We start from the raw sequence: 23,545 nt of genomic DNA on the forward strand, positions 1-23,545 counted from the left end.
CTCCTCGGCGTCGGCGGTCTGCCACGTCTCCCGGTGCTGACTCAGTCAACGTGCACAAAGTTGAGTCTATTCCACTCAACCCGGTTGCGGGAGCCCCGCCCGGCCCGGGTTTCGCGCCGCCGGACCCGCCCAACCGTCCTCCTCCCCGTTCCCGCCTCCGCCCCCGGGTCGGCTAACTTCCGTGTCCATGGCCACCACCTCGTATGCCCTGGACCCGGGGGCTCCCGACGCGGCGTATCTCAGCTTCTGGCGGGAACGGCACGTGTGCACGCTGACCACCCTCCGCCCCGACGGCACCCCGCACGTCGTCCCCGTCTCGGTGACCTACGACCCCGAGGCGCGGCTCGCCCGGGTGATCACCAGCGGGACGAGCGCGAAGGTGCGGCACGTACGGGCGGCCGGGGAGCGGGGCGCGCCGGTGGCCGTGTGCCAGGTGGACGGCCGGCGGTGGGCGACGCTGGAGGGACGCGCGTACGTCCGTACGGAGCCGGAACACGTCGCGGAGGCGGAACGCCGCTACACCGAGCGCTACGAGAAGGTCCCGAGGCCGAACCCGGCCCGCGTGGTGATCGAGATCCGGCTGACCCGGGCACTGGGGCGTGGCTGAGGGGAACGGCGCGCAGGGGCTGTTTCCGGCCACAGACCGGGGCGGAGGACAGTCACGCAACTCCACGCGAACGCGCACAAAACTGCAGCGGCGTCACCGTGTTCAGGTCACGGTGACGCCGCTGCGGGGGGGAAGCGCCTGAGCGATCTGTTACGACGGGGGAATCGCGTCAGGCACTGCGGGGGGTGGCTGAGATGGTCCTGATGTCGGCGGGCTCCGGCGCCACCTGCCGGTGGTCCCGCTGGTCCAGGTTCACGAAGATCATTCCGTAGCGGATGGCGCACCGCACGGGCTGCGGCGCCCCGCGAGGCCGGCGCAGGCATCGGAAGGCCCGCACGTCGCCGTCCTCGTCCCGCGTGACGACGACCGGCTCACCGAAGACGGTCACCATCAACGAGTCACCACTGTGGGGGATGGCGGTGACCAGGTCGATGAAGTGCCAGCCGGAGCGGTAGGCGGTGGCCATCTCGCGGCGGAAGGAGCGGTCGTCGGGTGGTGTGGTCATCGGTCAGCCCCACGTGCTGTCGTCTGGACGAACGGGGGAAGCCGAGTCGGCCACGACGAATGTCCTGGCACCACCGGGTGCGACTACTCCCCACGTGCTGTCCGCCCGGGTCGTATGACCCTCCGCGCCCGACAGGCCAGCCAGCGCGCTGATGGCCAGGACGGCAGAGCAGGCGGCAACAAGCACTGAGCGAAGCATTCTCTTATGCATAGTCGGCTTCGTCCTCACTTGAAGGTCCCCTCTCCCCCGTCAGTCATAGACGATGGCTCATTCGGGCACATCATGGCCACCCAAACGGTGCATCATGTTCCTGCACGTTCAGGACCCTGGGGGGTGGAGATTTCTTGACAAATCAGACCAATGTCTCACATCCCCATGCGATGAGTGAGCTGTGCGAGGAAGGAGCCCGTCTTTACGCGCAGGCGCTCCGCGCGGGCCGCGTGGCACGGGAAGACGCGGAGCCGGCGCCCTGCCTGGTGGAGTTCGCTCTCCTGCACCCCGATCCGGACGATCCGAACTGGCTGCGCCCAGTGCCTCCGTCGGTCGCCCTGGCCCATCGGCTCAACCCCATCGAGCGGGAGATCGCCGATCGCAGGCGGCTCTCCGTCGAACTGGCCGAGGCGTTCGAGCCATTCATGGCGCTCAGCGCGCAGGTCACCACGGCCACGCACTCCATTTCGGTGCTGGAGGGCCTGGACAGGATCAACGCGGCACTGGATCTGGCCACGTCCGAGTGCCGGTCGGAAATGCTCACCGTGCAGCCCAGCAGCCGCCGCCTCGAACACACTCTCGTACAGGGACTCGAACGCGACCGTCCGCTCATCGAACGCGGCGTACGCATCCGGACGTTGTACCAGCACACCGCTCGGTACAGTCCCGAGACACTCGGCTACGTCTCCCAGTTCGCCGACGGCAAGGTGGAGTATCGCACCATCGACGAGCTGGTCGAGCGCCTCATCATCTGCGACGAGACAGTGGCGTTCATCCCCACCCGTGACGACCGCCAGGTCGCTCTGGAGCTACGTCACCCGGGTCTCGTCCGATACCTGATCAAAGTTTTCGAGTTCATGTGGGCCAGAGCCGTACCGTTGAGCACCGGCGCCCCCTACGAGACCGCCCCCGACGGCATCACGGAGATCCAGCACTCCATCGCCAAGCTCCTCGTCGAGGGACACGTCGACGAGGCCATCGCCCGCCGTCTGGGCATGAACGTCCGCACCTGCCGCGCCCACATCGCCAAACTCGCCTCCGCTCTCGGCAGTGGCAGCCGGGCGCAACTCGGCTACCTCATCGCACAGTCCGGCATCCTGAAGCAGGAACCCTGAAGCCGACGGAAGGACACCCGGTGAGCCCGGCACCACACCCGGAGCACGGCCCGGAGGACCTCTGCGCCGAGAGAGCGGCCCTGTACGAACGCGCCCTATGGCAAGGGCACATAAACGGCCAGGAAGCGGCTCAGCAGCCGTCCGTCGGTGCCGTCACCCCCCGCCAGCACGCCATAGCCGCCCTCCTCGTCGAAGGGCACACCGACGCCGTCATCACCGAACGCCTCGGCATGAACGTCCGCACCGCCCGCGAACACATCGCCGAACTCGCCGCCACCCTCGGCAGCGCCAACCGCGCCCAGCTCGGCTACCTCATCGCACGGTCCGGGATCCTGGACCGGGAGCGCTGACCGCGGACGTCCCGCCGGTGGCCGGGGGGCCGTCCAGGCCCGCCTGGGCGATCCGGACGCCCAGCTGTGTACGGCTGGCCGCGCCGAGCGTCTCCGAGAGCCGGGCGATGTGCGCCCGGCAGGTACGCACGCTGATGCCCAGCCGCTCGGCGATCACCGCGTCCTGGTGGCCCTCCGCCAGCAGCGCGGCGATGGACCGCTCCCGGTGGGAGATGCCCTCGATGCCGGTGTCGGGCAGCGGCGCGGTCAGCGGGATCGCCAGGCGCCAGAGGCGTTCGAAGACCGTCACCAGGTACTCGACCAGGGCCGGATGGCGCAGCTCCAGGGCCATGGTGCGGTCGGAGTTGGCGGGGATGAAGGCCACCGTGCGGTCGAAGAGGATCAGCCGGTCGATGACCTCGTCCAGCGTGCGGGCCTCGACGGTGTCGCCCATCAGCTCCAGGTAGTTGAGCAGGCCCTGCCCGTGCCGGGCCACGTGCGTGTACAGGTCGCGCATGCGCACGCCCCGGCCGCGCAGCGCCAGCGCCCGGTGCAGGCCCTCCGACAGCTCGTGCTCGCGGCGGATGCCGCCGGGCTGGACGGTCAGCACCTCCGTCCGGCACGCCTCGGTCGCCTCGTCCATGGCCGCCTGGATGCGGGACAGGCCGTCCAGGACCCGGATCGCGCTGCCCTCGACGGTGGTGGCGGGCACCTGCAGCCGGCGGCCCAGTCCCGCGTACCGCTCGTAGGCCGCCACGGCCGAGCCGACCCGCCGGTGGCTCGCGCTGACCTCGTCGTACATCCCGCGCAGCAGGCGGGTCATGACCTCCTGGGGCGCGGTCGGCACCAGGAAGTCCATGTCGTCGGGGTCCGGGTGCAGCAGCGCCAGTTCGAGCAGGCAGGGCACCGGCTCCGCGTCGCGGCGCGGTACCCGGCCGCGGCGCACGGCGCGGGAGTACACCCGCTCCCCTGCGTCGCACAGCCGGTCGGCGCCGTGTGGATGCTCCTGGGTCCCGTGCCCGGCCATGGCCCGTCACACCCCCAGTCTCCGCGTCGTTCCGCAGCGCAACTATGCGCGGCCCGGACCGGCTGTGCAACACGGCTTCCCCGGACCCGAGCGCCGCAATCCACCGGTATCACCCGATGTGCACGCGCCTCCGTCCGGCGCGTTGCAGGAACCTGACGGTGTGAGCGACGGGTCCGGCGGGCCGGACGGATCAGGGCCGCGCCAGGGCTACTTGAGCCCCGCCGCGGAGCACGCCGACTTGTACTGGGCGGTGCAGATCTCGGACGTCTTGTAGATGCCGTCGGAGATGACGGTGTCCTTGATGTTGGACTTGGTCAGGGCGACCACGGGGACCAGCTGGGCCGGGATGCCCTTGGCGGTCGGGCTGTCGACCTTGTCCCGGGTCAGGGAGTCGAACTGGATGTCCTTGCCCTGCACCTTGGCGACGGCCATCTCGGCGGCGTTCTCCGCCTCCGTCGGGTAGGACTTGTAGACGCTCATGTACTGCTCGTCGGTGAGGATCCGCTGCACGGCGTCGAGTTCGGCGTCCTGGCCGGTGATCGGCGGCAGCTTGGTGACGCCCGCGGCGTGCAGGGCCTTGATGATGCCGCCGGCCATGCCGTCGTTGGCGGAGTAGACGCCGGCGATGGCGTCCTTGCCGATCGCGTTGATCGCCTCGGCCATGTTCGCCTGGGCGTTCTCCGGCTTCCAGTCCTTGGTGTCGTAGGACTTCGCGATCGTCACCTTGCCGGTCAGCTGGGCGAGGGCGCCCTCCTTGAACTGCTTGGCGTTCGGGTCGGTGGGCGAGCCGTTCATCATGACGATCTTCGCGGAGCCGGTCGATCCCACCGCGTCGAGCAGCGAGCGGCCCTGCACCTCGCCGACCAGCTCGTTGTCGAAGGAGATGTACGCCTCGATCGGACCCTCGGCGAGCCGGTCGTAGGCGATGACCGGGATGCCCGCGCTCTTGGCCTTCTTCACCTGTGCGGCGATGGCGTGCGAGTCGACAGCGTCGAGCAGGATGACGTCGACCTTCTCGTCGATCATCTTCTGCATCTGCTCGGCCTGCTTGGACGCGCTGGCCCCGGCGTTGGCGTAGTCGACGACGCCCTGCTTGTTGGTCAGCTCGGCGACCTTGCTCCGGATGATCGGGGCGTCGAACTTGTCGTACCGCGTGTTGGCGGTCTCCGGCAGCAGCAGGCCCACCTTCACGTCGTTGCCCTTCGTCGGGCTCGCGTCGCCACCGCTGCCCGACCCTCCGAGCGCCCCGCAGGCGGCCAGTGAGAGGGACAGCGTGGACGCGGCCACGGCTATGGCGATACGACGCATCGAGGTGCTCACTTCTGGTGCCTTCCGGACGAGGACGCAGCATTGCGACCCAGGTGACTGAAAAGCCAACGCGGCAGCCGGTACCGGCGTCAAGCCGTACCACTTAACGAGATGGCAACACCACATTCCGCTTCAGGTGTGAAAACCTCGGGGAGCCTTACGGAATCATCTCCAAACGCCCTTTACGGACTCTCCACGGACAGCGGCCCCCGCCCACCCGCGAGTTCGCCCCCTTCCCTCCGGCCTCACCGAAGGGCCCGCCGGAGCCGCGCCGAAGGGCCCTCGGACACCCCTTGAAGGGTTCTCGGGCACCCGCTGAGGGGTTTTCGGACACCCGCCGAAAGCCCCTCGGCGCCCGCCGGAACGGCACCGGGAAAGCCCAGCGGAGAGCCCGCGGACGCACTCCGGAAAGGGCCGGGAGAGGTGCGCCGAGGGGCGGCGGACCCGCGTCGGGAGCCCCGGGAGAGGCCCCCGAAGGGCTTGCGGAGGCGCACCCGGGAGGCTTTCGGGCAGGCACGGCGAAGGGCCGGGAGAGCGATGTCTCCCGGCCCTTCGTCCGCTGTTCCCGGCGCGCCCGCCGGCCTCGGGCCGGCCTGCCGGTCCCGCTAGTCCGACTGCTGCTGCCGCTTGGGCCGCCACACCACCAGCGCGCTGGTCTGCTGGACCTCCTGGTAGGGGACCAGATCCCGGCGGTAGGAGGCGTGGACGGCGGCCTCCCGCTGGCGCATCGTGGCCGCCGCGCCCTCCAGGGCGGACTGGAGTTCCGCGACCCGCGCCTGCAGCGCGGCGACCTGGTTCTCCAGTTCGATGATCCGCTTGATGCCCGCCAGGTTGATGCCCTCGTCCTGCGACAACTGCTGCACCTGACGGAGCAGTTCGATGTCGCGGGCCGAGTAGCGGCGGCCCCGGCCGGCGGTGCGGTCGGGTGAGACCAGGCCCAGCCGGTCGTACTGGCGGAGGGTCTGGGGGTGCAGCCCGGACAGCTGCGCCGCCACGGAGATGACGTACACCGGTGTGTCTTCCGTCAGTTCATACGGGTTACGACGGCGGCCGTCCATCTCCCTCAAGCTCCCTTCGCGGCCTCGAACAGCTCCGCCCGCGGGTCCTCGCCCGCGGTCGCCTCGCGGTACGCCTCCAGCGCGTCACGAGCCTTCCCCGACACGTCCTTCGGGACACTCACCTCGACGGTGACCAAGAGGTCGCCCCGGGTGCCGTCCTTGCGGACCGCTCCCTTGCCGCGGGCCCGCATCGTACGCCCGTTCGGTGTGCCCGGAGGCAGCTTCAGCGTCACCGGCGGGCCGCCGAGCGTCGGCACCCGCACCTCGCCGCCGAGCGCGGCCTCGTCGAACGTGACCGGCACCGTGACGGTGAGGTTGTCGTCCTTGCGGCCGAAGACCGGGTGCTCCCCGACGTGCACCACCACGTACAGGTCGCCCGCCGGGCCGCCGCGCTCGCCCGGAGCGCCCTTGCCGCGCAGCCGGATGCGCTGCCCGTCCGACACCCCGGCCGGGATGCGGACCTGCATCGTCCGGGACGACTTGGCGCGCCCGGAGCCCTTGCAGACCTCGCACGGGTTCTCCGCGATCAGCCCGCGGCCCTTGCAGTCCGGGCACGGGTCGGTCAGCGAGAAGCCACCGCCCGAACCGCGCGCCACCTGACCGGTGCCGACGCAGGTCGGGCACACGCGCGGTGTGCCGTTGGCGTCGCCGGTGCCCGAACAGGCCTTGCACGGCGCCTGCGAGGACATCCGCAGCGGAACCGTGGCGCCCTCGATGGCCTCGGTGAAGCTCAGCGTGACCTCGGACTCGATGTCCTGGCCGCGGCGTGGCTGCGTACGCGTGCCCGCGCCCGCCCCGCCCCGGTTGAACAGGCCTCCGAAGACGTCGCCGAGCCCGCCGCCGAAGCCGCCGCTCTGACCGCCGCCCCCGCCCTGGGCACCCCCGAAGAGGTCGCCCAGGTCGAAGTTGAAGGAACCGCCGCCCGGCCCGGGACGGAAGCCGCCGCCCGCGAACAGGGCGCGCGCCTCGTCGTACTCCTTGCGCTTCTTGGGGTCACCGAGGACGTCGTTCGCCTCGGAGATCTCCTTGAAACGTTCCTCCGCCTTGGCGTTGCCCTTGTTGGCGTCCGGGTGGAACTCGCGGGCGAGCTTCCGGTACGCCTTCTTGATCTCGGCCTCGGTGGCGTCCTTGGGGACGCCGAGGACCTTGTAGTAGTCCTTCTCGATGAAGTCCTTGGTGCTCATCCCCGACGTCCCTCCTCTCGTGCGTCGCGTGCTCCTGCGTCAGCCCTCGTCCGGGCCACCGCTGTCCTTGTCGTCGGCCTGCTCGGCGGCCTTGTCCGTGCCGGACTCGTCCGCCGCCTTGACCGTCTGCGCTCCCGGCTGCGGCTCGGCCACCGCCACCCGCGCGGGGCGGATGGTGCGCTCGCCGATCCGGTACCCGGGCTGCAGGATCGCCACGCACGTCGTCTCGGTGACGTCCGGCGCGTAGCTGTGCATCAGCGCCTCGTGGATCGTCGGGTCGAAGGGCTCGCCCTCCTTGCCGAACTGCTGCAGCCCCATCTTGGCGGCCACGGTCTCCAGCGACTCGCCGACGGACTTGAAACCGCCCACCAGTTCGCCGTGTTCCCGGGCGCGCCCGATGTCGTCGAGGACGGGCAGCAGCTCGGTCAGGAGGTTCGCGATGGCGATCTCCTTGACCGCGATGCGGTCCCGCTCGACCCGGCGCCGGTAGTTCTGGTACTCGGCCTGGAGCCGCTGGAGGTCCGCGGTGCGCTCGCCGAGCGCGGTGCGCACCTGGTCCAGCTGGGCCGTCAGGCCGGCCTTCTCGCTCGCGTCCCCGGCCGGGGCCGCCCCCTCCTCGGAGGAGGAGGCGGCCTTCGGCTCGGCGTCGTCAGGGGTGGCGCCGGAGGGGACGTCGGGCTTCTCCTCGAAACCCGGGGTCTCCTCCGTCACGCGGCACCGTCCTTGCGCTCGTCGTCGACGATCTCGGCGTCCACCACGTCGTCGTCGGCCTTCGCCTGGCCGGCGCCCGCGTCACCGGCGCCACCGGCGGCCTGCGCGCCCTGGGCGTCGGCGTACATCGCCTGGCCGAGCTTCTGGGAGACGGCGGCGACCTTCTCCGTGGCGGTGCGGATCTCGGCGCTGTCCTCGCCCTTGAGCTTCTCCTTCAGCTCGGCGACGGCCTCCTCGACCTCGGTCTTGACCTCGCCCGGGACCTTGTCCTCGTTGTCCTTGAGGAACTTCTCGGTCTGGTAGACGAGCTGCTCGCCCTGGTTGCGGGTCTCGGCGGCCTCGCGGCGGCGGTGGTCCTCCTCCGCGTACTGCTCGGCCTCCTGGCGCATGCGGTCGACCTCGTCCTTCGGCAGCGAGGAGCCGCCGGTGACGGTCATCTTCTGCTCCTTGCCCGTGCCCAGGTCCTTGGCGGTCACGTGCATGATGCCGTTGGCGTCGATGTCGAAGGAGACCTCGATCTGCGGGACGCCGCGCGGCGCCGGCGGCAGACCGGTCAGCTCGAACATGCCGAGCTTCTTGTTGTACGCGGCGATCTCGCGCTCGCCCTGGTAGACCTGGATCTGCACCGACGGCTGGTTGTCCTCGGCCGTGGTGAAGATCTCCGACCGCTTGGTCGGGATGGTCGTGTTGCGCTCGATGAGCTTGGTCATGATGCCGCCCTTGGTCTCGATGCCGAGGGACAGCGGGGTGACGTCGAGGAGCAGGACGTCCTTGACCTCGCCCTTGAGGACGCCGGCCTGGAGCGAGGCGCCGATGGCGACGACCTCGTCCGGGTTCACGCCCTTGTTGGCCTCCTTGCCGCCGGTCAGCTCCTTGACGAGCTCGGCGACGGCGGGCATACGGGTCGAGCCGCCGACGAGGACGACGTGGTCGATCTCGTTGATCGAGATGCCGGCGTCCTTGATGACGTTGTGGAACGGCGTCTTGCAGCGCTCCAGCAGGTCCGCGGTCAGCTGCTGGAACTGGGCGCGGGTGAGCTTCTCGTCCAGGTGCAGCGGGCCCTCGGCGGACGCCGTGATGTAGGGCAGGTTGATCGAGGTCTCGGTGGACGAGGACAGCTCGATCTTGGCCTTCTCCGCCGCCTCACGCAGACGCTGGAGGGCCATCTTGTCCTTGGACAGGTCCACGCCGTGGCCGGACTGGAACTGCTTGACCAGGTAGTCGACGACGCGCTGGTCCCAGTCGTCGCCACCGAGGTGGTTGTCGCCGTTGGTGGCCTTCACCTCGACGACGCCGTCGCCGATCTCCAGCAGCGAGACGTCGAAGGTGCCGCCACCGAGGTCGAAGACCAGGATCGTCTGGTCGTCCTTGTCGAGGCCGTACGCCAGCGCGGCGGCCGTCGGCTCGTTGACGATGCGCAGCACGTTCAGACCGGCGATCTCGCCGGCCTCCTTGGTGGCCTGGCGCTCGGCGTCGTTGAAGTACGCCGGGACGGTGATGACCGCGTCGGTCACCTTCTCGCCCAGGTAGGCCTCGGCGTCCCGCTTCAGCTTCTGCAGCACGAAGGCGCTGATCTGCTGCGGGTTGAAGTCCTTGCCGTCCAGGTTGATCTTCCAGTCGGTGCCCATGTGGCGCTTGACCGACCGGATGGTCCTGTCGACGTTGGTGACCGCCTGGCGCTTGGCCACCTCGCCGACCAGCACCTCGCCGTTCTTGGCGAAGGCGACGACGGACGGCGTGGTCCTGGCGCCCTCGGCGTTGGTGATGACGGTGGGCTCGCCGCCCTCCAGAACGCTGACGACGGAGTTAGTCGTGCCCAGGTCGATGCCGACCGCACGTGCCATGGTGAGTTCCTCCAGCTGACTTGAGTGCAACAGACTCAAGTGTGCCCGACACCCGGCACGGGGTCAAGAGACCTGAGCGGAGGAGGCTCAACTCTTATCCATCCCTTACACGCAACGACTCTCTGAGCTGCGACGACGCCGACTGCTGCGGCGGCGGAACCGGGTATTCGGAAGGACGACGGAGACCGCCGGGGCCGTATCCGGCGTCATGTCCGGAGCCGTAGCCGGAGTCACGTCCGGGGCCGTACCCGGCGCCGCGGCCGGAGTCGCGTCCGGTGCCGCGGCCGGCGGTCCGGGCGCCCCGCGCCCCGGGAGCCTCCGGACCGCGCGCGGCCGGCGGGACGCGTACCCCGCGAACACCTCGGCGCGCGTCCGTCCCCGGGTCGCGCACGTCCTGACGCGCCCCCGTCCCCGGTGCCGGGGCGCGCCCGGCGCGCGCTTCCGCGCCCGGACCCCGGGGAGCACCCAGCGCCCTCAGCCCCTTCCGGCCCTTGGACGTCTCCGGGCCCGCCGCCTCTCCGTCTCCGTCCGCTTCTGCCCGGCTCCGGGAGCCGTATGTCTCGAAAAGGGACGTTCTGCCGGACGATCTGGATCCCACGGCCGTGACGCCCGTGGAGGTTCTGGAGGCCGTGGCGGTCCTGGAGGCCGGCGTGGCCCTGGAGGCCGCGGCACCTGTGGCGTAGGAGCCGGTGTCGCGACGGGAACCGGGTGCGGGGCGGGAGCCGGTGGCCGGGCGGTGGGCGGGGGTGTGCCGGCGGGTGGTGGTGTGGCGGTGGGTGCCGGTGCCCTGCGGGCCGCCGGGGCGGCGCGGCCCGTAGACCCGTACGCGCAGCAGGCCGAGGACGGCGGCCAGGACCACCCCGGCGGTCCAGAGCGCGCCGGTCGGCGGGAGCCAGCCCGTGTGCACCAGGACCCCGACGAGCACCGTCGCGAAGGCGGCGACGCCGATCACGACGGTCGCGCCGGGCGGGGTGAGGCCGAGCCGGCGCAGCCGGTGCGCGAGGTGGTCGGGGCCGCGGCGCCGCACCGGGCGCCGGGCCAGCCGCCGGGAGAGGAGGACGAGCACCGCGTCGGCGCCGGCCGTGGCGGTGAGCGCGAACAGCACCGCCGCGGTGGGGCCGGGGTCGTAGCCGGTACGGACGAGCACCGCCGAGGCGGCGAGCACGAAGCCCGTGAACAGGGAGCCGCATGCGCCGAAGGCGATCCGCGCGGGGTGCCAGTTGTGCATCAGGAAGCCGGTGAGGGCCGCGGCCAGGATGCTGAGCAGCACCGCCAGGTCGTCCATCATCTCGGCCGCCGCGCAGGCGCCCGCGCCGAAGGCGGTCAGCACGCCGACCGTGCCCGCGAGCCCGTCGGCGTGGTCGAGCCCCCGGAAGGCCGCGGCCACGCAGGCGATCCAGGCCACGGCGGCGATCCCGGCGGGCAGCCCGGTCTCGTCGTAGGGCACCACGAAGGCCGCCGCCACGGCCGTGCCCACGAGCAGGATCCGGTTGCGCAGTCGCCAGACGTCCGCGACCAGCCCGAGGACCGCGACGCCGGCGCCGGCGGCGAGCACCCTGCCCACCCCGGGGCTGAGCGGGGCCGTACCCGTCCAGCCGCCCGCCGCCGCGACCAGGCAGGTGCTGGCCACCACGGCCACCCCGCCCAGCAGCGGCACCGGCCGCACCCGCCGCCGGTCGACCAGCCCGAGCCGCAGCGCGGGCGCCCGGAACAGGGCCGAGAGCACGGCGGCGAGAAGGAGGGCGGCGGTGGCGGTGACGATCCCGTAGAGCACGGTTCTTAAATTAGGGGTATATCGGGCGATCGGGTGTGAATAACACGATCGGAACAGGATCCGTTTCCCGGCGGCCCGACCTCCGGACACGGCCCGGATCCGGCCGGAGACCCGGCCGCGGACGGGGGCAGGGGCCCTCGTCAGGGCACCCTCAGCGACTCAGATCACCCCGCGTCCGGCTACATTGCGACGGAGGATGGGGGTAGTCTCAAACGGACTGCATAAGTTACCGCTTAGTAATTTCGAGGCCGCCTCACAGGAGCCCCAATGCAACTCGCCGCGATCATCGTGTCGCTGGTCCTGATCGTGGTCGGCGTGGCACTGTTCGGCCGCGCCGTACTGCAGATCTACAACTACATGCGGCTCGGCCAGTCCGTGCCCGCCGGGACCCGCACCGACGAGCCCGTCCAGCGCACCGTCACCGTGGTCAAGGAGTTCCTCGGCCACACCCGGATGAACCGCTGGGGTGTCGTCGGCGTGGCGCACTGGTTCGTGGCGGTGGGCTTCTTCTCGCTGCTGCTGACGATCGTCAACGCCATCGGCCAGCTCTTCCAGGCCGACTGGCTCCTGCCGATCATCGGCGAGTGGGCGCCGTACAACATGTTCGTCGAGTTCATCGGCACGATGACGGTGCTCGGCATCCTGGTCCTCATCGCGATCCGCCAGCTGAGCAAGCCGGACAAGCCGGGCCGCAAGTCCCGCTTCGCCGGCTCCAACTTCGGCCAGGCGTACTTCGTCGAGGCCGTCATCCTCATCGTCGGCGTCTGCATCTTCATGCTGCACGCCCTCGAAGGCGCCCAGCACCACGTGGACGGCTACGAGGCGTCGTTCTTCGTCTCCTACCCGGTCGTCTCCTGGCTGCGGGGCATGGACGTCTCCACGCTCCAGAACCTCACCTACTTCTTCGCCGGCCTGAAGATCGCGACCTCCTTCATCTGGATGATCACGGTCGCCCTGAAGACCGACATGGGCGTGGCCTGGCACCGCTTCCTGGCCTTCCCGAACATCTGGTTCAAGCGCGAGGCGGACGGCGGCACGGCGCTCGGCGCGCTCCAGCCGATGACCTCGGGCGGCAAGGCGATCGACTTCACCGACCCCGGTGACGACGACGTCTTCGGCGTCTCCCAGGTCGAGCACTTCTCCTGGAAGGGCCTGCTGGACTTCTCCACCTGCACCGAGTGCGGCCGCTGCCAGTCGCAGTGCCCCGCCTGGAACACCGGCAAGCCGCTCTCCCCGAAGCTCCTGATCATGTCGCTGCGCGACCACGCGCACGCCAAGGCGCCCTACCTGCTGGCCGGCGGCGGCAAGAGCATGGAGGGCGAGGAGAAGGCCTCCGAGGAGCAGCTCAAGGACGTTCCCGCCGCCGCCCTCGCCGAAGCCGAGCGCCCGCTGATCGGCACCGCCGAGGAGAACGGCGTCATCGACCCCGACGTCCTGTGGTCCTGCACCACCTGCGGCGCCTGCGTGGAGCAGTGCCCGGTGGACATCGAGCACGTCGACCACATCGTCGACATGCGCCGCTACCAGGTCATGATCGAGTCCGCGTTCCCGTCCGAGGCGGGCACGATGCTCAAGAACCTGGAGAAGAAGGGCAACCCCTGGGGCCTGGCCAAGAAGCAGCGCCTGGAGTGGACCAAGGAGGTCGACTTCGAGGTCCCGGTCGTCGGCAAGGACATCGAGGACCTCACCGAGGTCGAGTACCTGTACTGGGTCGGCTGCGCCGGCGCCCTGGAGGACCGCGCCAAGAAGACCACCAAGGCCTTTGCGGAACTCCTCCACATGGCGGGCGTCAAGTTCGCGATCATGGGCGGCGACGAGAAGTGCACCGGCGACTCCGCCCGCCGCCTCGGCAACGAGCCCCTGTTCCAGGAGCTCGGCATGGAGAACGTCGCGGCGCTGAACATGGCCTTCGGCGAGGACGACGAGGACGAGTCGACCAAGAAGCCGAAGTCCGCGAAGAAGATCGTCGCGACCTGCCCGCACTGCCTCAACACGATCGGCAACGAGTACCCGCAGCTGGGCGGCGACTACGAGGTCATCCACCACACCCAGCTGCTCCAGCACCTCGTCGACGAGGGCAAGCTGATCCCGGTCACCCCGGTCGAGGGCATCATCACCTACCACGACCCCTGCTACCTGGGCCGCCACAACAAGATCTACACGCCCCCGCGCGAGATCATCGGCAAGGTCCCGGGCCTCAGGAACGAGGAGATGCACCGCCACAAGGAGCGCGGCTTCTGCTGCGGCGCCGGCGGCGCCCGGATGTGGATGGAAGAGCGCATCGGCAAGCGCATCAACAACGAGCGCGTCGACGAGGCCCTGTCGCTGAACCCCGACATCGTCTCCACCGCCTGCCCGTTCTGCCTCGTCATGCTGACCGACTCGGTCAACGGCAAGAAGAACGACGGCAAGGCCAAGGAGTCCATCCAGGTCGTCGACGTCGCCCAGCTCCTGTTGGAGTCCGTCAAGACCCCGGTGGACGAGCCCCCGGCGGGCGAGGCGGACAGCGAGAGCGCCCCTGAGCCGGAGCCGGTGAAGTAGCGGCTCCCCCGCACGGCCCGACGCCCCCGTCTCCGTGGCACTCGCCACGGAGACGGGGGCGTCTTCCGTGCGACGGCCTGGTCGACCGGGTCCGCCGACTACCGTCCGGCTTCCGTCCGGCCACCGGTCGACTACCGTCCGGCTTCCGTCCGGCCACCGGCCGACTTCCGTCCGGCTCCGGCCGCCCCTGGTGGCCGGGAGCCGGCCGGCCACCGGTTCGGCCACCAGCCCTACCGGTTCGGCCGGTTCGGCCACCGGCCGGCCGTCGCTCGGTCGGCTACGCGCCGCCCTCGTTCCCCTTGGGGGCCGCCTGCTGCACCACCTCGAAGGACCACAGGGTGGAGCCGCTGGCGGCCGGCCGCTGCGGCTGCCCGCCGCCCTCTCCGCCGCCCCCGTGGTGCGCGGCCTTCATCGGCCCCTCCATCCAGGCCTGGAACGACTCCTCGTCCCGCCACCGGGTGTAGACGAGGTAGGTGTCGGTCCCCTCGACGGGACGCAGCAGCTCGAACCACTCGAACCCGTCGGAGTTCTCCACGGCGTGCGCACGGGAGGCGAACCGCTTCTCCAGCGTCTCCCGCTGCTCGGCCGGCACGGTCAGCACGTTGATCTTCACTACGCTCATGCCCCCATCCTGCCCGCTCCCCCGCCCCCGGCGGCGGCGGACCCGGCCGGAACGCCCCCGGACGCGGGACCGCGTCGGGGTCCGTACGGGGACGAGGCGCGGGTCCGACAGGGGCCCGCGGGGGCCGTACGGGAAACCGTCCGGGGGCACATCCGGGGGCGGATCCGGGGGTCATCCGGGAGAGCCCCCGGGGACCCGTCCGGGAGAGCACCGGGGGCCATCCGGGAGGCCCCTTAGGGGATGTCACAGCTCGGCCGCAAAGCCGCCCCCGAAGGCCCGGCCCAGGCACGTCACTCCGCGCGACCGGGTACGTTCGAGGACGTGGCTGGATTCAGGAACGGACGCGGCGGACGGGACGACCGTGCCCCGCAAGCGCGCCCCCAACAACCCCCGTACGGACGGCAGAGCCCCCAGGGCTCCCCGTCGTACGGCTATCCGCCGGCGTCACAGCCGTACCCGCAGCAGCAGCGACCGCCGCACGGCCGACCGCGCTACGCGGGCGGCGGACCGGGCGCGGGCCAGGGCGCCGGCGCGGGCCAGTGGCCCCCGGTGAACGGCGGCGGCTACGGCGGACACGGCGGCCAGGACGAGCCGGAGTACTTCGGCGACGGCGGCGCGCATCCGCACGCCGGCCCCGACCCCTACGCGGCGGACAACCCTGGCCACACCCAGGCGTTCGCGATCGGCGAGGACCCGTACTCCCAGAGCGAGACCTACCGCGCGGGTTCGGCCGCGGCCGGCCCGATCGGCCCCCGCCTGCACTGGAAGGACCTGCTGCGCGGCATCGTCCTGGCCCCCCAGCAGACGTTCCTGCAGATGCGCGACTACACGATGTGGGGCCCCGCCCTCATCGTGACGTTCCTCTACGGCCTGCTGGCGGTCTTCGGCTTCGACGGCGCCCGCAAGGACGCGATCAACGCGACCCTCTCCAACGCGGTCCCGATCGTCGTGATCACGGCCGTCGCCATGGTGATCAGCGCGTTCATCCTCGGCGTGGTCACCCACACCCTGGCCCGCCAGCTGGGCGGCGACGGCGCCTGGCAGCCCACGGTCGGCCTGTCCATGCTGATCATGTCCATCACGGACGCGCCGCGTCTGGTCGTCGCGATGTTCGTCGGCGGCGACGCGGCCTTCGTCCAGGTGCTCGGCTGGGCCACCTGGATCGCGGGCGGCGCCCTGCTGACGATGATGGTCGGCCGCTCCCACGACCTGCCCTGGCCCAAGGCCCTGGGCGCCTCGGCGATCCAGCTGATCGCCCTGCTGTCGATCGTGAAGCTGGGGACGTTCTGACGAAGACAGGCGGAAGGGGGGCCGGCGGCAGCCGGCCCCCCTTCCGCCTGTCCGGGACAGCCCTCAGGCGTCGAGCACCTGCCCCGACCGCTTGACCACGGGCGGTTCGACGGACGTGGCAAATGGACTGAATGACGGTAGTAACCTGCTGCGGTACAGACGGACCAGGTCGCAGGCAGGGGAGGCCCCGATCATGGCGCGCAAGGTGGGCATCTACACGCGGATCTCGCGTGACGACGAGGGCGAGGCCCTGGGCGTCGCTCGCCAGCGAACGGACTGCGAGCGCCTGGCAGACCTCCGCACCTGGCAACCGGTGAAGGTCTACGAGGACAACGACGTGTCCGCGTTCAAGCGGAACGTCGTCCGCGAAGAGTTCGAGCTCATGCTCAAGGACCTCCGAGCCGGCCTGATCGACGGAGTCGTGGCGTACGACCTCGACCGCCTGGCCCGCCAGCCCCGCGACCTTGAGCGCCTGATCGAGATCTTCGACGAACGCCCGCGGCTGGAGTTCGCGACCGTCACCAACGACGTGAACCTCGGCACGGCCGACGGGCGGACCATGGCCCGGATCATGGTGGCGTTCGCCAACAAGTCGTCACACGACACCTCACGGCGCATCAAGCGCAAGCACCTTGAGTTGGCCCAGCAGGGCAAGAGCAACGGAGGCCCGGCGCCCTACGGGTGGCAGAAGGAAGACCGGAACAAGGTCGACCCCGAGGCGGCGCGCCACATCCGCGCGGCCCAGAAGGAAGTACTGGCTGGGGTCCGCATCGGCACGATCCGCACGCGCTGGCAGGAAGAGGGACTGGGCAACCCTCGCGCCGGCACCAAGCGCATGGCCCACCACCACGTCGAGCACATTCTGACCAACCCGAGGTTGGTGGGCTACCGGACGTACCACGGAGAGATCCTTCACGGCGAGGACGGCAAGCCCGTCAGGGGCGAGTGGGAGACGATCAACACCCCGGAGGAGCGGGAGGCCGTCTGCGCGGCCATCGCCGAACGCAAGCAGAACAAGACCGGTCAGTCCCTCGCGCGTAAGTACCTGCTCTCCGGGATCGCCCGCTGCGGCCTGTGCAAGAACAAGATCCGGGGGCAGGTCAACCACAAGTGGAAGCCGGGGTCCAAGGGCGCGCAGTACACCTACCAGTGCTCTGGGGTGAACGGCGGCTGTGGCAAGGTCGGCCGCGTGGGCGAGCCCGTGGACAAGCTCATTGCCCGCCTCGTCCTCCAGGAGCAGCGCGAGAAGGCCGCCACAACGGCTGTGCCGACCGAGGAACGGTGGCCCAAGGAAGAGGAGTTGGAATCTCTCCTTCTGGACATCGCCCAGCTCATCGAGGCGGAGAAGGCCAAGACGATCACCGTCTCCACGCTCCTGCAACTCCTCCCCGACAAGGAGCGTGAACGGGACGCCCTGAAGCTGGAACGAGCCCGCTTCTACAAGGAACAGAAGCAGGCGGAGGCCAAGGGGAACACGGCCGATCTGACCGAGGCAGAGTTCTTCGATCTCCCGATCGAGCGCCAGCGAGAGATCGTGCTGCACAGCCTCACAGCCGTGATCGTGCACCCCGCAGGACGGGGCAAGCGAAGGTTCGACCCCAACCTGATCGACCCTGTCTGGCGATGACCAGAAGGGCCCTGGTGGTACCACCAGGGCCCTTCCCTTCGATGGCTCGGGCCGTCAGCAGCGGTGGTGCGTAGAGCCATCGCGGAGAGCGTTCAGAGGCACATCCCTCAGCAGCTGGCGCGCCCAATGACAACCTCAGCGATGCCCTGCTATCCGTGTGGCCGACGAGGTTGACCGGGCGGGTACAGCCGCGGACGTTGCGGACCTGCTCCGTCACGCGGTCGAAGTCTTCGAGTTGGGCCAGCTCGATCAGGTCCCGCAGGGCGGGGCTGACGACGTGGCGCAGGTCCAGGGGGGGCGCTTCATGGAGCGGGTTTCTCCCTTCGTGTGCCGGGCTCGGACACAGGGGCCGGATCGGCAGGGGCCGGGGTGGCGGGCACCGGTACAGCGGCAGGTCGGAGGGGCCGCCGACCTCGGTCTGTAGGAGCTGGTAAGCGGCGCCATGGGACTGACCCCAGTGCATCGCGGCCCGCCACAGAACACGCCCGAGCCCCTGCCCCCGCGCCTCGGGCAGAACGGCGAAGTACTGGGGCATGAGCTGGGGGCAGCCGCGCACGGCTCGGGCCCAGCTGTCGAGGCGGGGCCAGCTCCAGAGAGCTTTCGGTCAAAGTGACGATATGGTGGCGACTGCCGCGACGGGCGCGCGACGGAATCGGAATCACCGACGCGCAGCGCTGGCGCGGCCGATCATGATTGAGCCGGACGGCCCCGTTACTTTCACCCGTGAGAGTTGGGCAAATGTGACGTACGACCGTTTCGGTCACGCGCCGCATTCCATGGGCCTCGGTACCGGAGTAGACCGTTTCAGCAGGTCAGAGCCCTACGAAGGTCCCGTGAGCGTCGGGCCCTCCAGGGTGCCCCTCGCTTGTGGTGCGGTCTATAGTGGGCCCCAGCGACGCAACCAGAACTCTCAAATTTCACGTGTGAAAGCACGAGGCTTCTGGATCACGAACTGGCTCCAAGCAGAGGAGCTCGGCCCTGGCTGCAACCAGAGCCGAGCTCATGCGTGGAGTTCGAGCGAGCCCGGCCGACTAAGCAACGGCCGGGCTCGCTTCTTGCTGCCCAACCTTCGTCCGGTACATCGCTCTCATGGCGCTACCGCGCCAGCTGCTCCACACAGCTCGCGATCGCCACCAGCACGGCGAGGAGGTCGATCAGGAACTGGGCCTTCGCGAGGCCACTTCCTTGATCGGTCCCTTCGTGCTTCGACGTCCGCCTTCTTGCCATGTCGCACCACCAATCCGGTGAAACGGTCCCCATGGAACTGGGGTCCTCGACCTCCTGGCCGAGGCGCAGGATGGACCGGAAGTGGACGGCAAGAGCATATATGCAGGCACCGACACCAGCCGGGGGCTGTACTGTCGGCGCCTACCGCCGCTCCAGGACTACAGTGCTTCCAGGTTCGGCTTGGGCGGCTCGCCCGACTTACTTACTGGAGGCAAGACGGACCACGGGAAGTTGATCCAGTCGTCGGTGCGCTTCCAGACGTACTCGCACTTCACCAGCGAGTGGGACTTCTCGTAGACGACGGCGCTGCGGACCTCGGCGACGGTGTCGAGGCAGAAGTCGCGGACCAGCTTGAGGGTCTTGCCGGTGTCGGCGACGTCGTCGGTGATCAGGACCTTCTTGTCGGAGAAGTCGATCACGTTGGGGACGGGCGCGAGCATGACGGGCATCTCGAGGGTGGTGCCCACGCCGGTGTAGAACTCCACGTTCACGAGGTGGATGTTCTTGCAGTCCAGGGCGTAGGCGAGGCCGCCGGCGACGAAGACGCCGCCGCGCGCGATGCTGAGCACGATGTCCGGCTCGTACCCGTCGTCGGCGATGGTCTGCGCGAGCTCGCGCACCGCGGCGCCGAACCGCTCGTAGGTCAGGTTCTCTCGTACGTCGCTCATGTCGGTGGTGCCCCTCAGACCTGGGTGCGGTGGAAGTTGAGGAAGGACCGCGAGGCGGTGGGCCCGCGCTGCCCCTGGTATCGGGAGCCGTAGCGCTCGCTGCCGTACGGCGCCTCGGCGGGCGAGGTGAGCCGGAACATGCACAGCTGCCCGATCTTCATGCCCGGCCAGAGCTTGATCGGCAGGGTGGCGAGGTTCGACAGCTCGAGCGTGACGTGGCCGGAGAAACCGGGGTCGATGAACCCGGCCGTGGAGTGCGTGACGAGCCCGAGGCGCCCCAGCGAGCTCTTGCCCTCCAGGCGGGAGGCGAGGTCGTCGGGGAGCGTGATGACCTCGTAGGTACTGGCGAGGACGAACTCGCCGGGATGCAGGATGAACGGTTCGTCCCCGTCCGGCTCCACGAGCCGGGTCAGGTCCGACTGCTCCACGGAGGGGTCGATGTGGGGGTAGCGGTGGTTCTCGAACACCCGGAAGTAGCGGTCGAGCCGCACGTCGATGCTCGACGGCTGCACCATGGATTCGTCGAAGGGATCGATCCGTACCCGCCCGGATTCGATCTCGGCCCGGATGTCCTTGTCTGAGAGAAGCACGTCCCGAGGATACGCAAGGCGCGCGGAGCCCCCACAATCAGGACGACTCCACGCGCCGCGGCCTTCCGCTGGTACGGGCCGGTCTACCGCTTCTCGAGGACCACCGGCACCGCGCTGCGGAGCCGGGCACACCGAGGACACCTCACGAGCCGGCCGGGTCCGAGCCGCTCGGCCTGCTGCATCGGGAACGAAGCGGTGCTGAACACGTGCCCTTCGGCACAACGAACGACGGTGCGCTCCATCAAGCCTTCAAGTCCCTTCCCCAGAACCCCGCCAGGCCTTCTGCCGCCCGACGGCGAAAGCACACATTACGGGATCAAAGAGACGACCCTCCAGGCGGCACTCCGTCCCTCCCGGAGCCCTCCGCCGGGCGCCCACGGTACGCCCCAACTCCGTTCCCCGGCACGGCCGGTGCCCCCACTTCACCCCCTGAAACGCACGCGGGCCCCACGGCTGCGACGCCGGGGGCCAGGGATGGGGTACAGTGAGCGAGCGCCGGACACCGACTGCGGTCGGCGGCTCACGCGGGTGTAGTTTAATGGTAGAACATCAGCTTCCCAAGCTGAGAGCGCGAGTTCGATTCTCGTCACCCGCTCCATGAAGAAGGCCCAGGTCAGCGACCTGGGCCTCAGTCGTGTCCGGGCCGAACGCGGTGGCTGTCATCATCATGTGACGGCAAGGGCGCGGCTACCGGCGGGATGGACTCTGGAGGAGATCCGCGACGTCTCCGGAGATCGGGACGCCGTGGTTCTCGACACCGACCGTGTCGTGACGTGGGTGGGCCGGCCGGGAGGGGACGAACGGCTCCGTCCCGGGATCGTCCTCGGATTCCACGGGCTGTGCCTGGTGAAGCCGGTCGACGACGAGGACTGGTACATGGGCAGTCTCCACGACGACGGCAGTGTCGGCTGCTGGAGTGCCTACGGCGACCTTCGCGAGGCACTTCGCGGTCTGTAGCCCCGGTGGCCTGCCTCGCTCGGATCAGCACGGCGAGGAACGGCTCGGTCTGGCGTCTCGTCCAGCGGGAGTGGGCGCTCGGCCGCCGAGGGGCCGGTGTCGGAGGGGGAGGTCGTCGGGGAGTACTCGGAACGCCTCATGGTGGCCCAGCGGACGTGCGGCTCGGACGTCTCGTCGGTCTCGGTCGAGGGTGAGGATCGCGTCCGCGTCGGAATCGGCGGCGAGCGCCACGTTCACCGCGTCGGCGAGGCCGGGGTCCAGCGCGCGGTCGCGGACAGGGGCGGACCGGGCGGCGCCAGGGTGATCCTCCGGCCTGGCCGGGAGGGTTCGTCCCGCCGGTGGTCCGGGCGGGTCGGCCGGACCCGTGTCGGGGGCTCGGTGGTGTGGGGCGGGTCACTGGAACTCGTCGGGGCGGCCGGAGAGGTAGGGGGTGTGAGATGTGATGAGCAGGGAGACCGGGAGCGCGTGCGCGCACGGATCGGTGCGGGCGACCACGAGGCGTTCACCGCGCTCTACGAGGAACACGCGCGGGAGGTCTACAACCACGCCTACCGGCTGACGGGTGACTGGTCGACGGCCGAGGAGGTGCTCTCCGAGACCTTCCTGGCGGCCTGGCGGACCCGTCACGCCGTCGAACCGGAGGGCGGCTCGCTGCGGCCCTGGCTGCTCGGGATCGCCACCAACAAGGCACGCAACACCAACCGCGGTATCGGGCGGCGGCTGGCCTTCCTGGCCCGCCGTCCCACCCCGGAACTGGTGGCGGACATCGCGGACGCCACGGTCGGACGCGTCGACGACGCACGGCGTCTCGCCGCGGTCCGGCGGGCGCTGGGCGGGCTGCGCCGCCAGGAACACGAGGTGCTGGCCCTCTGCGTCTGGTCCGGTCTGGACTACGCCGAGGCCGCCGAGGCCCTGGACGTCCCGGTGGGCACCGTGCGGTCGCGGCTGTCCCGCGCCCGTACCCGGCTTCGCCGGCTCACCGACGAGGAACTCGGCCGGCCGCCGGGCGGGTCCGCGCGGGAGGCGCGCACCGGAGAACCGGTCCGGTCGGGGCGGGAACCCCGTCCCGGCCGCGGAGAGGTAGAGAGCAGGGCCGTGTTCGTGGCCCTGCCCATCCAGGAGGAAGCCCGATGAACGACCGTACCTCCGGCCCCGAGCGGGCCGAACGCGAGGAGCTGGCCCGGCTGTTGCCGGCCCCGGCCGAACGGGACCTGCCCCCTGGCCGTCATCTCCACCACAAGGACACCCTGATGCGTCTGATCGACCAGGACGGCGACCGCGCCCCCGCCCGCCCCCGCCTCCTGCGCCCCGCCGTTCTGCTGCCCGCCGCCGGGCTGGCCCTGGGCGGGGTGCTGCTGACCACGCTCGCGGCCACCGGCCGGGACAACGCTCCGGCACCGTCCGCCGCGAGCACGGGCTCCCGGGCCACGGCACCGCGAGGCGCGGCCGTGCTGCTCGACCGGATCGCCTCGGTCGCCGCGAAGAAGGACGAACAGAAGGTCGCCGACGACCAGTTCGTGTACGTCAGGACACTGCAGACCGAGAACGACGGCGAGTTCGGCGGCCCGGTGAAGCCGACCGAGCCGCGTGAGCGTGAGGTCTGGATGTCGCAGGAGGCGGGACCGGTGATCCATGTCGGCCTGATCCACGAGGACGGCTCGTACTACCCGATCGAGGTCGGCGTCCCGGACGGCGAGCCCGCCGTCGGCTACCCGGCGGGCCTCAGCCGGCCGACGTACAAGTGGCTGGCCTCGCTGCCCACCGGCCCCGACGCCCTGCTCCACCGGCTCACCACCGAGATCACCCGGGACCAGGACCGGCGCGACACCCCGGCCGAGGACCGGGACCGGGCCCAGGACACCTTCGACACCATCGGTGAGCTGCTGCGGGAGACCGTGATGCCGCCGAGGACCGCGGCCGCCTTCTACAAGGCCGCGGCGGAGATCCCCGGCGTGACCGTGGACCCCGACGCGGTGGACGCGGCCGGCCGGCACGGGATCGGCGTGGCCCGCGACAACACCCGCACCGGTGAACGCACCACCTGGATCTTCGACTCGACCACCCTGGAGTACCTGGGCGAACGGAGCTACCTCACCAGGGACACTTCCATGGGCAAGAAGGGCACCCTGATCAACAAGTCGGCGGTCATGGAGCGCGCGGTCGTCAACGCCCTCCGCGAGGAGCCGTCGGCAGAGAAGACCTCGGCCGGGAAGACCTCGGCCGGGAAGTCGTCGGCCGGGAAGTCGTCGACGACGGCCTGACCCTGTCAGGGAGCCGCCGGGGCGTCGCCGCGCGCCCCGGCATGCATGCTGTTGCTCCACCGTTCCCGTCCACCGGAAGTCCCACGGTCC

20 protein-coding genes, 1 tRNA gene and 3 pseudogenes are annotated in these 23,545 nt (G+C 70.3%); 10 read left to right on the forward strand and 14 right to left on the reverse strand.

The genetic code is table 11. The features are described from left to right. Positions 1-187 precede the first annotated feature (187 nt). Positions 188-607 carry a pyridoxamine 5'-phosphate oxidase family protein gene (locus tag ACH5A8_RS10425; protein ID WP_399000139.1) on the forward strand — a complete coding sequence of 140 codons (420 nt, stop codon included), beginning with the start codon at positions 188-190 and terminating at the stop codon, positions 605-607. A 169-nt stretch (positions 608-776) separates the two neighbouring features. On the opposite strand, the gene ACH5A8_RS10430 is transcribed toward ACH5A8_RS10425, so the two are convergent. Continuing rightward, positions 777-1,112, reverse strand: coding sequence for a hypothetical protein (locus ACH5A8_RS10430; protein ID WP_399000140.1), 336 nt, complete (start codon positions 1,110-1,112; stop codon positions 777-779). 380 nt (positions 1,113-1,492) lie between these two features. Here ACH5A8_RS10430 and ACH5A8_RS10435 point away from each other — a divergent pair, with 380 nt between their 5' ends. Next, entirely contained in the window at positions 1,493-2,437 is a 945-nt protein-coding gene (locus tag ACH5A8_RS10435) for a helix-turn-helix transcriptional regulator (RefSeq protein WP_399000142.1), read from the forward strand. Between the two features lie 128 nt (positions 2,438-2,565). Then, positions 2,566-2,787, forward strand: a pseudogene (locus ACH5A8_RS10440) (helix-turn-helix transcriptional regulator); the annotation flags it as partial. Here ACH5A8_RS10440 and ACH5A8_RS10445 read toward each other — a convergent pair. The 7 genes from ACH5A8_RS10445 to ACH5A8_RS10475 form a co-directional block, all read right to left on the reverse strand. After that, complete coding sequence (locus ACH5A8_RS10445; protein ID WP_399000144.1) at positions 2,750-3,793, reverse strand: LuxR C-terminal-related transcriptional regulator; 1,044 nt, start codon at positions 3,791-3,793, stop codon at positions 2,750-2,752. The pseudogene ACH5A8_RS10440 and the gene ACH5A8_RS10445 overlap by 38 nt on opposite strands. 207 nt (positions 3,794-4,000) lie before the next feature. Beyond that, a complete protein-coding gene (locus ACH5A8_RS10450) occupies positions 4,001-5,101 on the reverse strand; it encodes a sugar ABC transporter substrate-binding protein (protein ID WP_399000656.1) in 1,101 nt (366 codons plus the stop codon). Positions 5,102-5,706: 605 nt separating this feature from the next. Next, complete coding sequence (locus ACH5A8_RS10455) at positions 5,707-6,159, reverse strand: heat shock protein transcriptional repressor HspR (RefSeq protein ID WP_399000146.1); 453 nt, start codon at positions 6,157-6,159, stop codon at positions 5,707-5,709. 5 nt (positions 6,160-6,164) lie between these two features. Next, entirely contained in the window at positions 6,165-7,343 is a 1,179-nt protein-coding gene (gene dnaJ / locus ACH5A8_RS10460) for a molecular chaperone DnaJ (RefSeq protein ID WP_399000148.1), read from the reverse strand. A gap of 39 nt (positions 7,344-7,382) precedes the next feature. After that, a complete protein-coding gene (grpE, locus tag ACH5A8_RS10465) occupies positions 7,383-8,054 on the reverse strand; it encodes a nucleotide exchange factor GrpE (protein WP_399000150.1) in 672 nt (223 codons plus the stop codon). Beyond that, on the reverse strand, positions 8,051-9,898 hold the full coding sequence (dnaK, locus tag ACH5A8_RS10470; RefSeq protein WP_019983315.1) for a molecular chaperone DnaK: 1,848 nt from the start codon (positions 9,896-9,898) through the stop codon (positions 8,051-8,053). The genes grpE and dnaK overlap by 4 nt, the downstream gene beginning before the upstream one ends. Positions 9,899-9,992: 94 nt before the next feature. Continuing rightward, positions 9,993-11,672 (reverse strand): undecaprenyl/decaprenyl-phosphate alpha-N-acetylglucosaminyl 1-phosphate transferase, encoded by a 1,680-nt coding sequence (locus ACH5A8_RS10475; RefSeq protein ID WP_399000152.1) that lies wholly within the window; start codon positions 11,670-11,672, stop codon positions 9,993-9,995. 267 nt (positions 11,673-11,939) lie between these two features. Between ACH5A8_RS10475 and ACH5A8_RS10480 the strand changes: the two genes are divergently transcribed. After that, positions 11,940-14,213, forward strand: a complete 2,274-nt coding sequence (locus ACH5A8_RS10480; protein WP_399000154.1) for a (Fe-S)-binding protein — start codon at positions 11,940-11,942, stop codon at positions 14,211-14,213. A gap of 277 nt (positions 14,214-14,490) precedes the next feature. On the opposite strand, the gene ACH5A8_RS10485 is transcribed toward ACH5A8_RS10480, so the two are convergent. Further along, positions 14,491-14,835, reverse strand: coding sequence for an antibiotic biosynthesis monooxygenase family protein (locus tag ACH5A8_RS10485; RefSeq protein ID WP_399000156.1), 345 nt, complete (start codon positions 14,833-14,835; stop codon positions 14,491-14,493). Between the two features lie 240 nt (positions 14,836-15,075). Between ACH5A8_RS10485 and ACH5A8_RS10490 the strand changes: the two genes are divergently transcribed. Together ACH5A8_RS10490 and ACH5A8_RS10495 are read left to right on the forward strand one after the other, a co-directional pair. Next, entirely contained in the window at positions 15,076-16,125 is a 1,050-nt protein-coding gene (locus ACH5A8_RS10490) for a Yip1 family protein (protein WP_399000158.1), read from the forward strand. A gap of 193 nt (positions 16,126-16,318) precedes the next feature. After that, a complete protein-coding gene (locus ACH5A8_RS10495) occupies positions 16,319-17,752 on the forward strand; it encodes a recombinase family protein (protein ID WP_399000160.1) in 1,434 nt (477 codons plus the stop codon). Here ACH5A8_RS10495 and ACH5A8_RS10500 read toward each other — a convergent pair. From ACH5A8_RS10500 to dcd, 4 genes and pseudogenes are all read right to left on the reverse strand, one after another. Continuing rightward, positions 17,673-18,302, reverse strand: a pseudogene (locus tag ACH5A8_RS10500) (GNAT family N-acetyltransferase); the annotation flags it as partial. The gene ACH5A8_RS10495 and the pseudogene ACH5A8_RS10500 overlap by 80 nt on opposite strands. A 545-nt stretch (positions 18,303-18,847) precedes the next feature. Continuing rightward, on the reverse strand, positions 18,848-18,979 hold the full coding sequence (locus tag ACH5A8_RS10505) for a hypothetical protein (RefSeq protein WP_399000162.1): 132 nt from the start codon (positions 18,977-18,979) through the stop codon (positions 18,848-18,850). Between the two features lie 158 nt (positions 18,980-19,137). Continuing rightward, a complete protein-coding gene (locus ACH5A8_RS10510) occupies positions 19,138-19,647 on the reverse strand; it encodes a phosphoribosyltransferase (RefSeq protein ID WP_399000164.1) in 510 nt (169 codons plus the stop codon). Between the two features lie 14 nt (positions 19,648-19,661). Continuing rightward, complete coding sequence (dcd, locus tag ACH5A8_RS10515) at positions 19,662-20,237, reverse strand: dCTP deaminase (protein WP_396318882.1); 576 nt, start codon at positions 20,235-20,237, stop codon at positions 19,662-19,664. Between the two features lie 524 nt (positions 20,238-20,761). On the opposite strand from dcd, the gene ACH5A8_RS10520 reads away from it, so the two are divergent. Further along, positions 20,762-20,835: transfer RNA gene (locus ACH5A8_RS10520), tRNA-Gly, on the forward strand. Continuing rightward, the gene (locus tag ACH5A8_RS10525) at positions 20,835-21,194 is read left to right on the forward strand and encodes a hypothetical protein (RefSeq protein ID WP_399000166.1); all 360 of its coding nucleotides are present in this window, start codon (positions 20,835-20,837) and stop codon (positions 21,192-21,194) included. Before ACH5A8_RS10520 ends, ACH5A8_RS10525 begins: the two co-directional genes overlap by 1 nt. Positions 21,195-21,296: 102 nt before the next feature. On the opposite strand, the pseudogene ACH5A8_RS10530 reads toward ACH5A8_RS10525, so the two are convergent. Further along, a pseudogene (locus ACH5A8_RS10530) lies at positions 21,297-21,500 on the reverse strand (VapC toxin family PIN domain ribonuclease); the annotation flags it as partial. A 159-nt stretch (positions 21,501-21,659) separates the two neighbouring features. Here ACH5A8_RS10530 and ACH5A8_RS10535 point away from each other — a divergent pair. Both ACH5A8_RS10535 and ACH5A8_RS10540 read left to right on the forward strand, forming a co-directional pair. Next, entirely contained in the window at positions 21,660-22,328 is a 669-nt protein-coding gene (locus ACH5A8_RS10535) for an RNA polymerase sigma factor (protein WP_399000168.1), read from the forward strand. After that, positions 22,325-23,455 (forward strand): CU044_5270 family protein, encoded by a 1,131-nt coding sequence (locus ACH5A8_RS10540; RefSeq protein WP_399000170.1) that lies wholly within the window; start codon positions 22,325-22,327, stop codon positions 23,453-23,455. Before ACH5A8_RS10535 ends, ACH5A8_RS10540 begins: the two co-directional genes overlap by 4 nt. Positions 23,456-23,545: the final 90 nt, after the last annotated feature.

This window comes from Streptomyces sp. NPDC018610, assembly GCF_044391765.1.
Classification (GTDB): Bacteria; Actinomycetota; Actinomycetes; order Streptomycetales; family Streptomycetaceae; genus Streptomyces.

Excerpts from the sequence above, each read along its gene's own strand:
- ACH5A8_RS10430 (WP_399000140.1), bottom strand. The coding sequence starts at position 1,112 with ATGACCACACCACCCGACGACCGCTCCTTCCGCCGCGAGATGGCCACC.
- ACH5A8_RS10445 (WP_399000144.1), bottom strand. The coding sequence starts at position 3,793 with ATGGCCGGGCACGGGACCCAGGAGCATCCACACGGCGCCGACCGGCTG.
- ACH5A8_RS10540 (WP_399000170.1), top strand. The coding sequence starts at position 22,325 with ATGAACGACCGTACCTCCGGCCCCGAGCGGGCCGAACGCGAGGAGCTG.
- ACH5A8_RS10480 (WP_399000154.1), top strand. The coding sequence starts at position 11,940 with ATGCAACTCGCCGCGATCATCGTGTCGCTGGTCCTGATCGTGGTCGGC.
- ACH5A8_RS10435 (WP_399000142.1), top strand. The coding sequence starts at position 1,493 with ATGAGTGAGCTGTGCGAGGAAGGAGCCCGTCTTTACGCGCAGGCGCTC.
- ACH5A8_RS10510 (WP_399000164.1), bottom strand. The coding sequence starts at position 19,647 with ATGAGCGACGTACGAGAGAACCTGACCTACGAGCGGTTCGGCGCCGCG.
- ACH5A8_RS10490 (WP_399000158.1), top strand. The coding sequence starts at position 15,076 with ATGTCACAGCTCGGCCGCAAAGCCGCCCCCGAAGGCCCGGCCCAGGCA.
- ACH5A8_RS10455 (WP_399000146.1), bottom strand. The coding sequence starts at position 6,159 with ATGGACGGCCGCCGTCGTAACCCGTATGAACTGACGGAAGACACACCG.
- ACH5A8_RS10495 (WP_399000160.1), top strand. The coding sequence starts at position 16,319 with ATGGCGCGCAAGGTGGGCATCTACACGCGGATCTCGCGTGACGACGAG.
- dnaK (WP_019983315.1), bottom strand. The coding sequence starts at position 9,898 with ATGGCACGTGCGGTCGGCATCGACCTGGGCACGACTAACTCCGTCGTC.
- ACH5A8_RS10525 (WP_399000166.1), top strand. The coding sequence starts at position 20,835 with ATGAAGAAGGCCCAGGTCAGCGACCTGGGCCTCAGTCGTGTCCGGGCC.
- ACH5A8_RS10485 (WP_399000156.1), bottom strand. The coding sequence starts at position 14,835 with ATGAGCGTAGTGAAGATCAACGTGCTGACCGTGCCGGCCGAGCAGCGG.
- ACH5A8_RS10425 (WP_399000139.1), top strand. The coding sequence starts at position 188 with ATGGCCACCACCTCGTATGCCCTGGACCCGGGGGCTCCCGACGCGGCG.
- dnaJ (WP_399000148.1), bottom strand. The coding sequence starts at position 7,343 with ATGAGCACCAAGGACTTCATCGAGAAGGACTACTACAAGGTCCTCGGC.
- ACH5A8_RS10450 (WP_399000656.1), bottom strand. The coding sequence starts at position 5,101 with ATGCGTCGTATCGCCATAGCCGTGGCCGCGTCCACGCTGTCCCTCTCA.
- ACH5A8_RS10505 (WP_399000162.1), bottom strand. The coding sequence starts at position 18,979 with ATGGCAAGAAGGCGGACGTCGAAGCACGAAGGGACCGATCAAGGAAGT.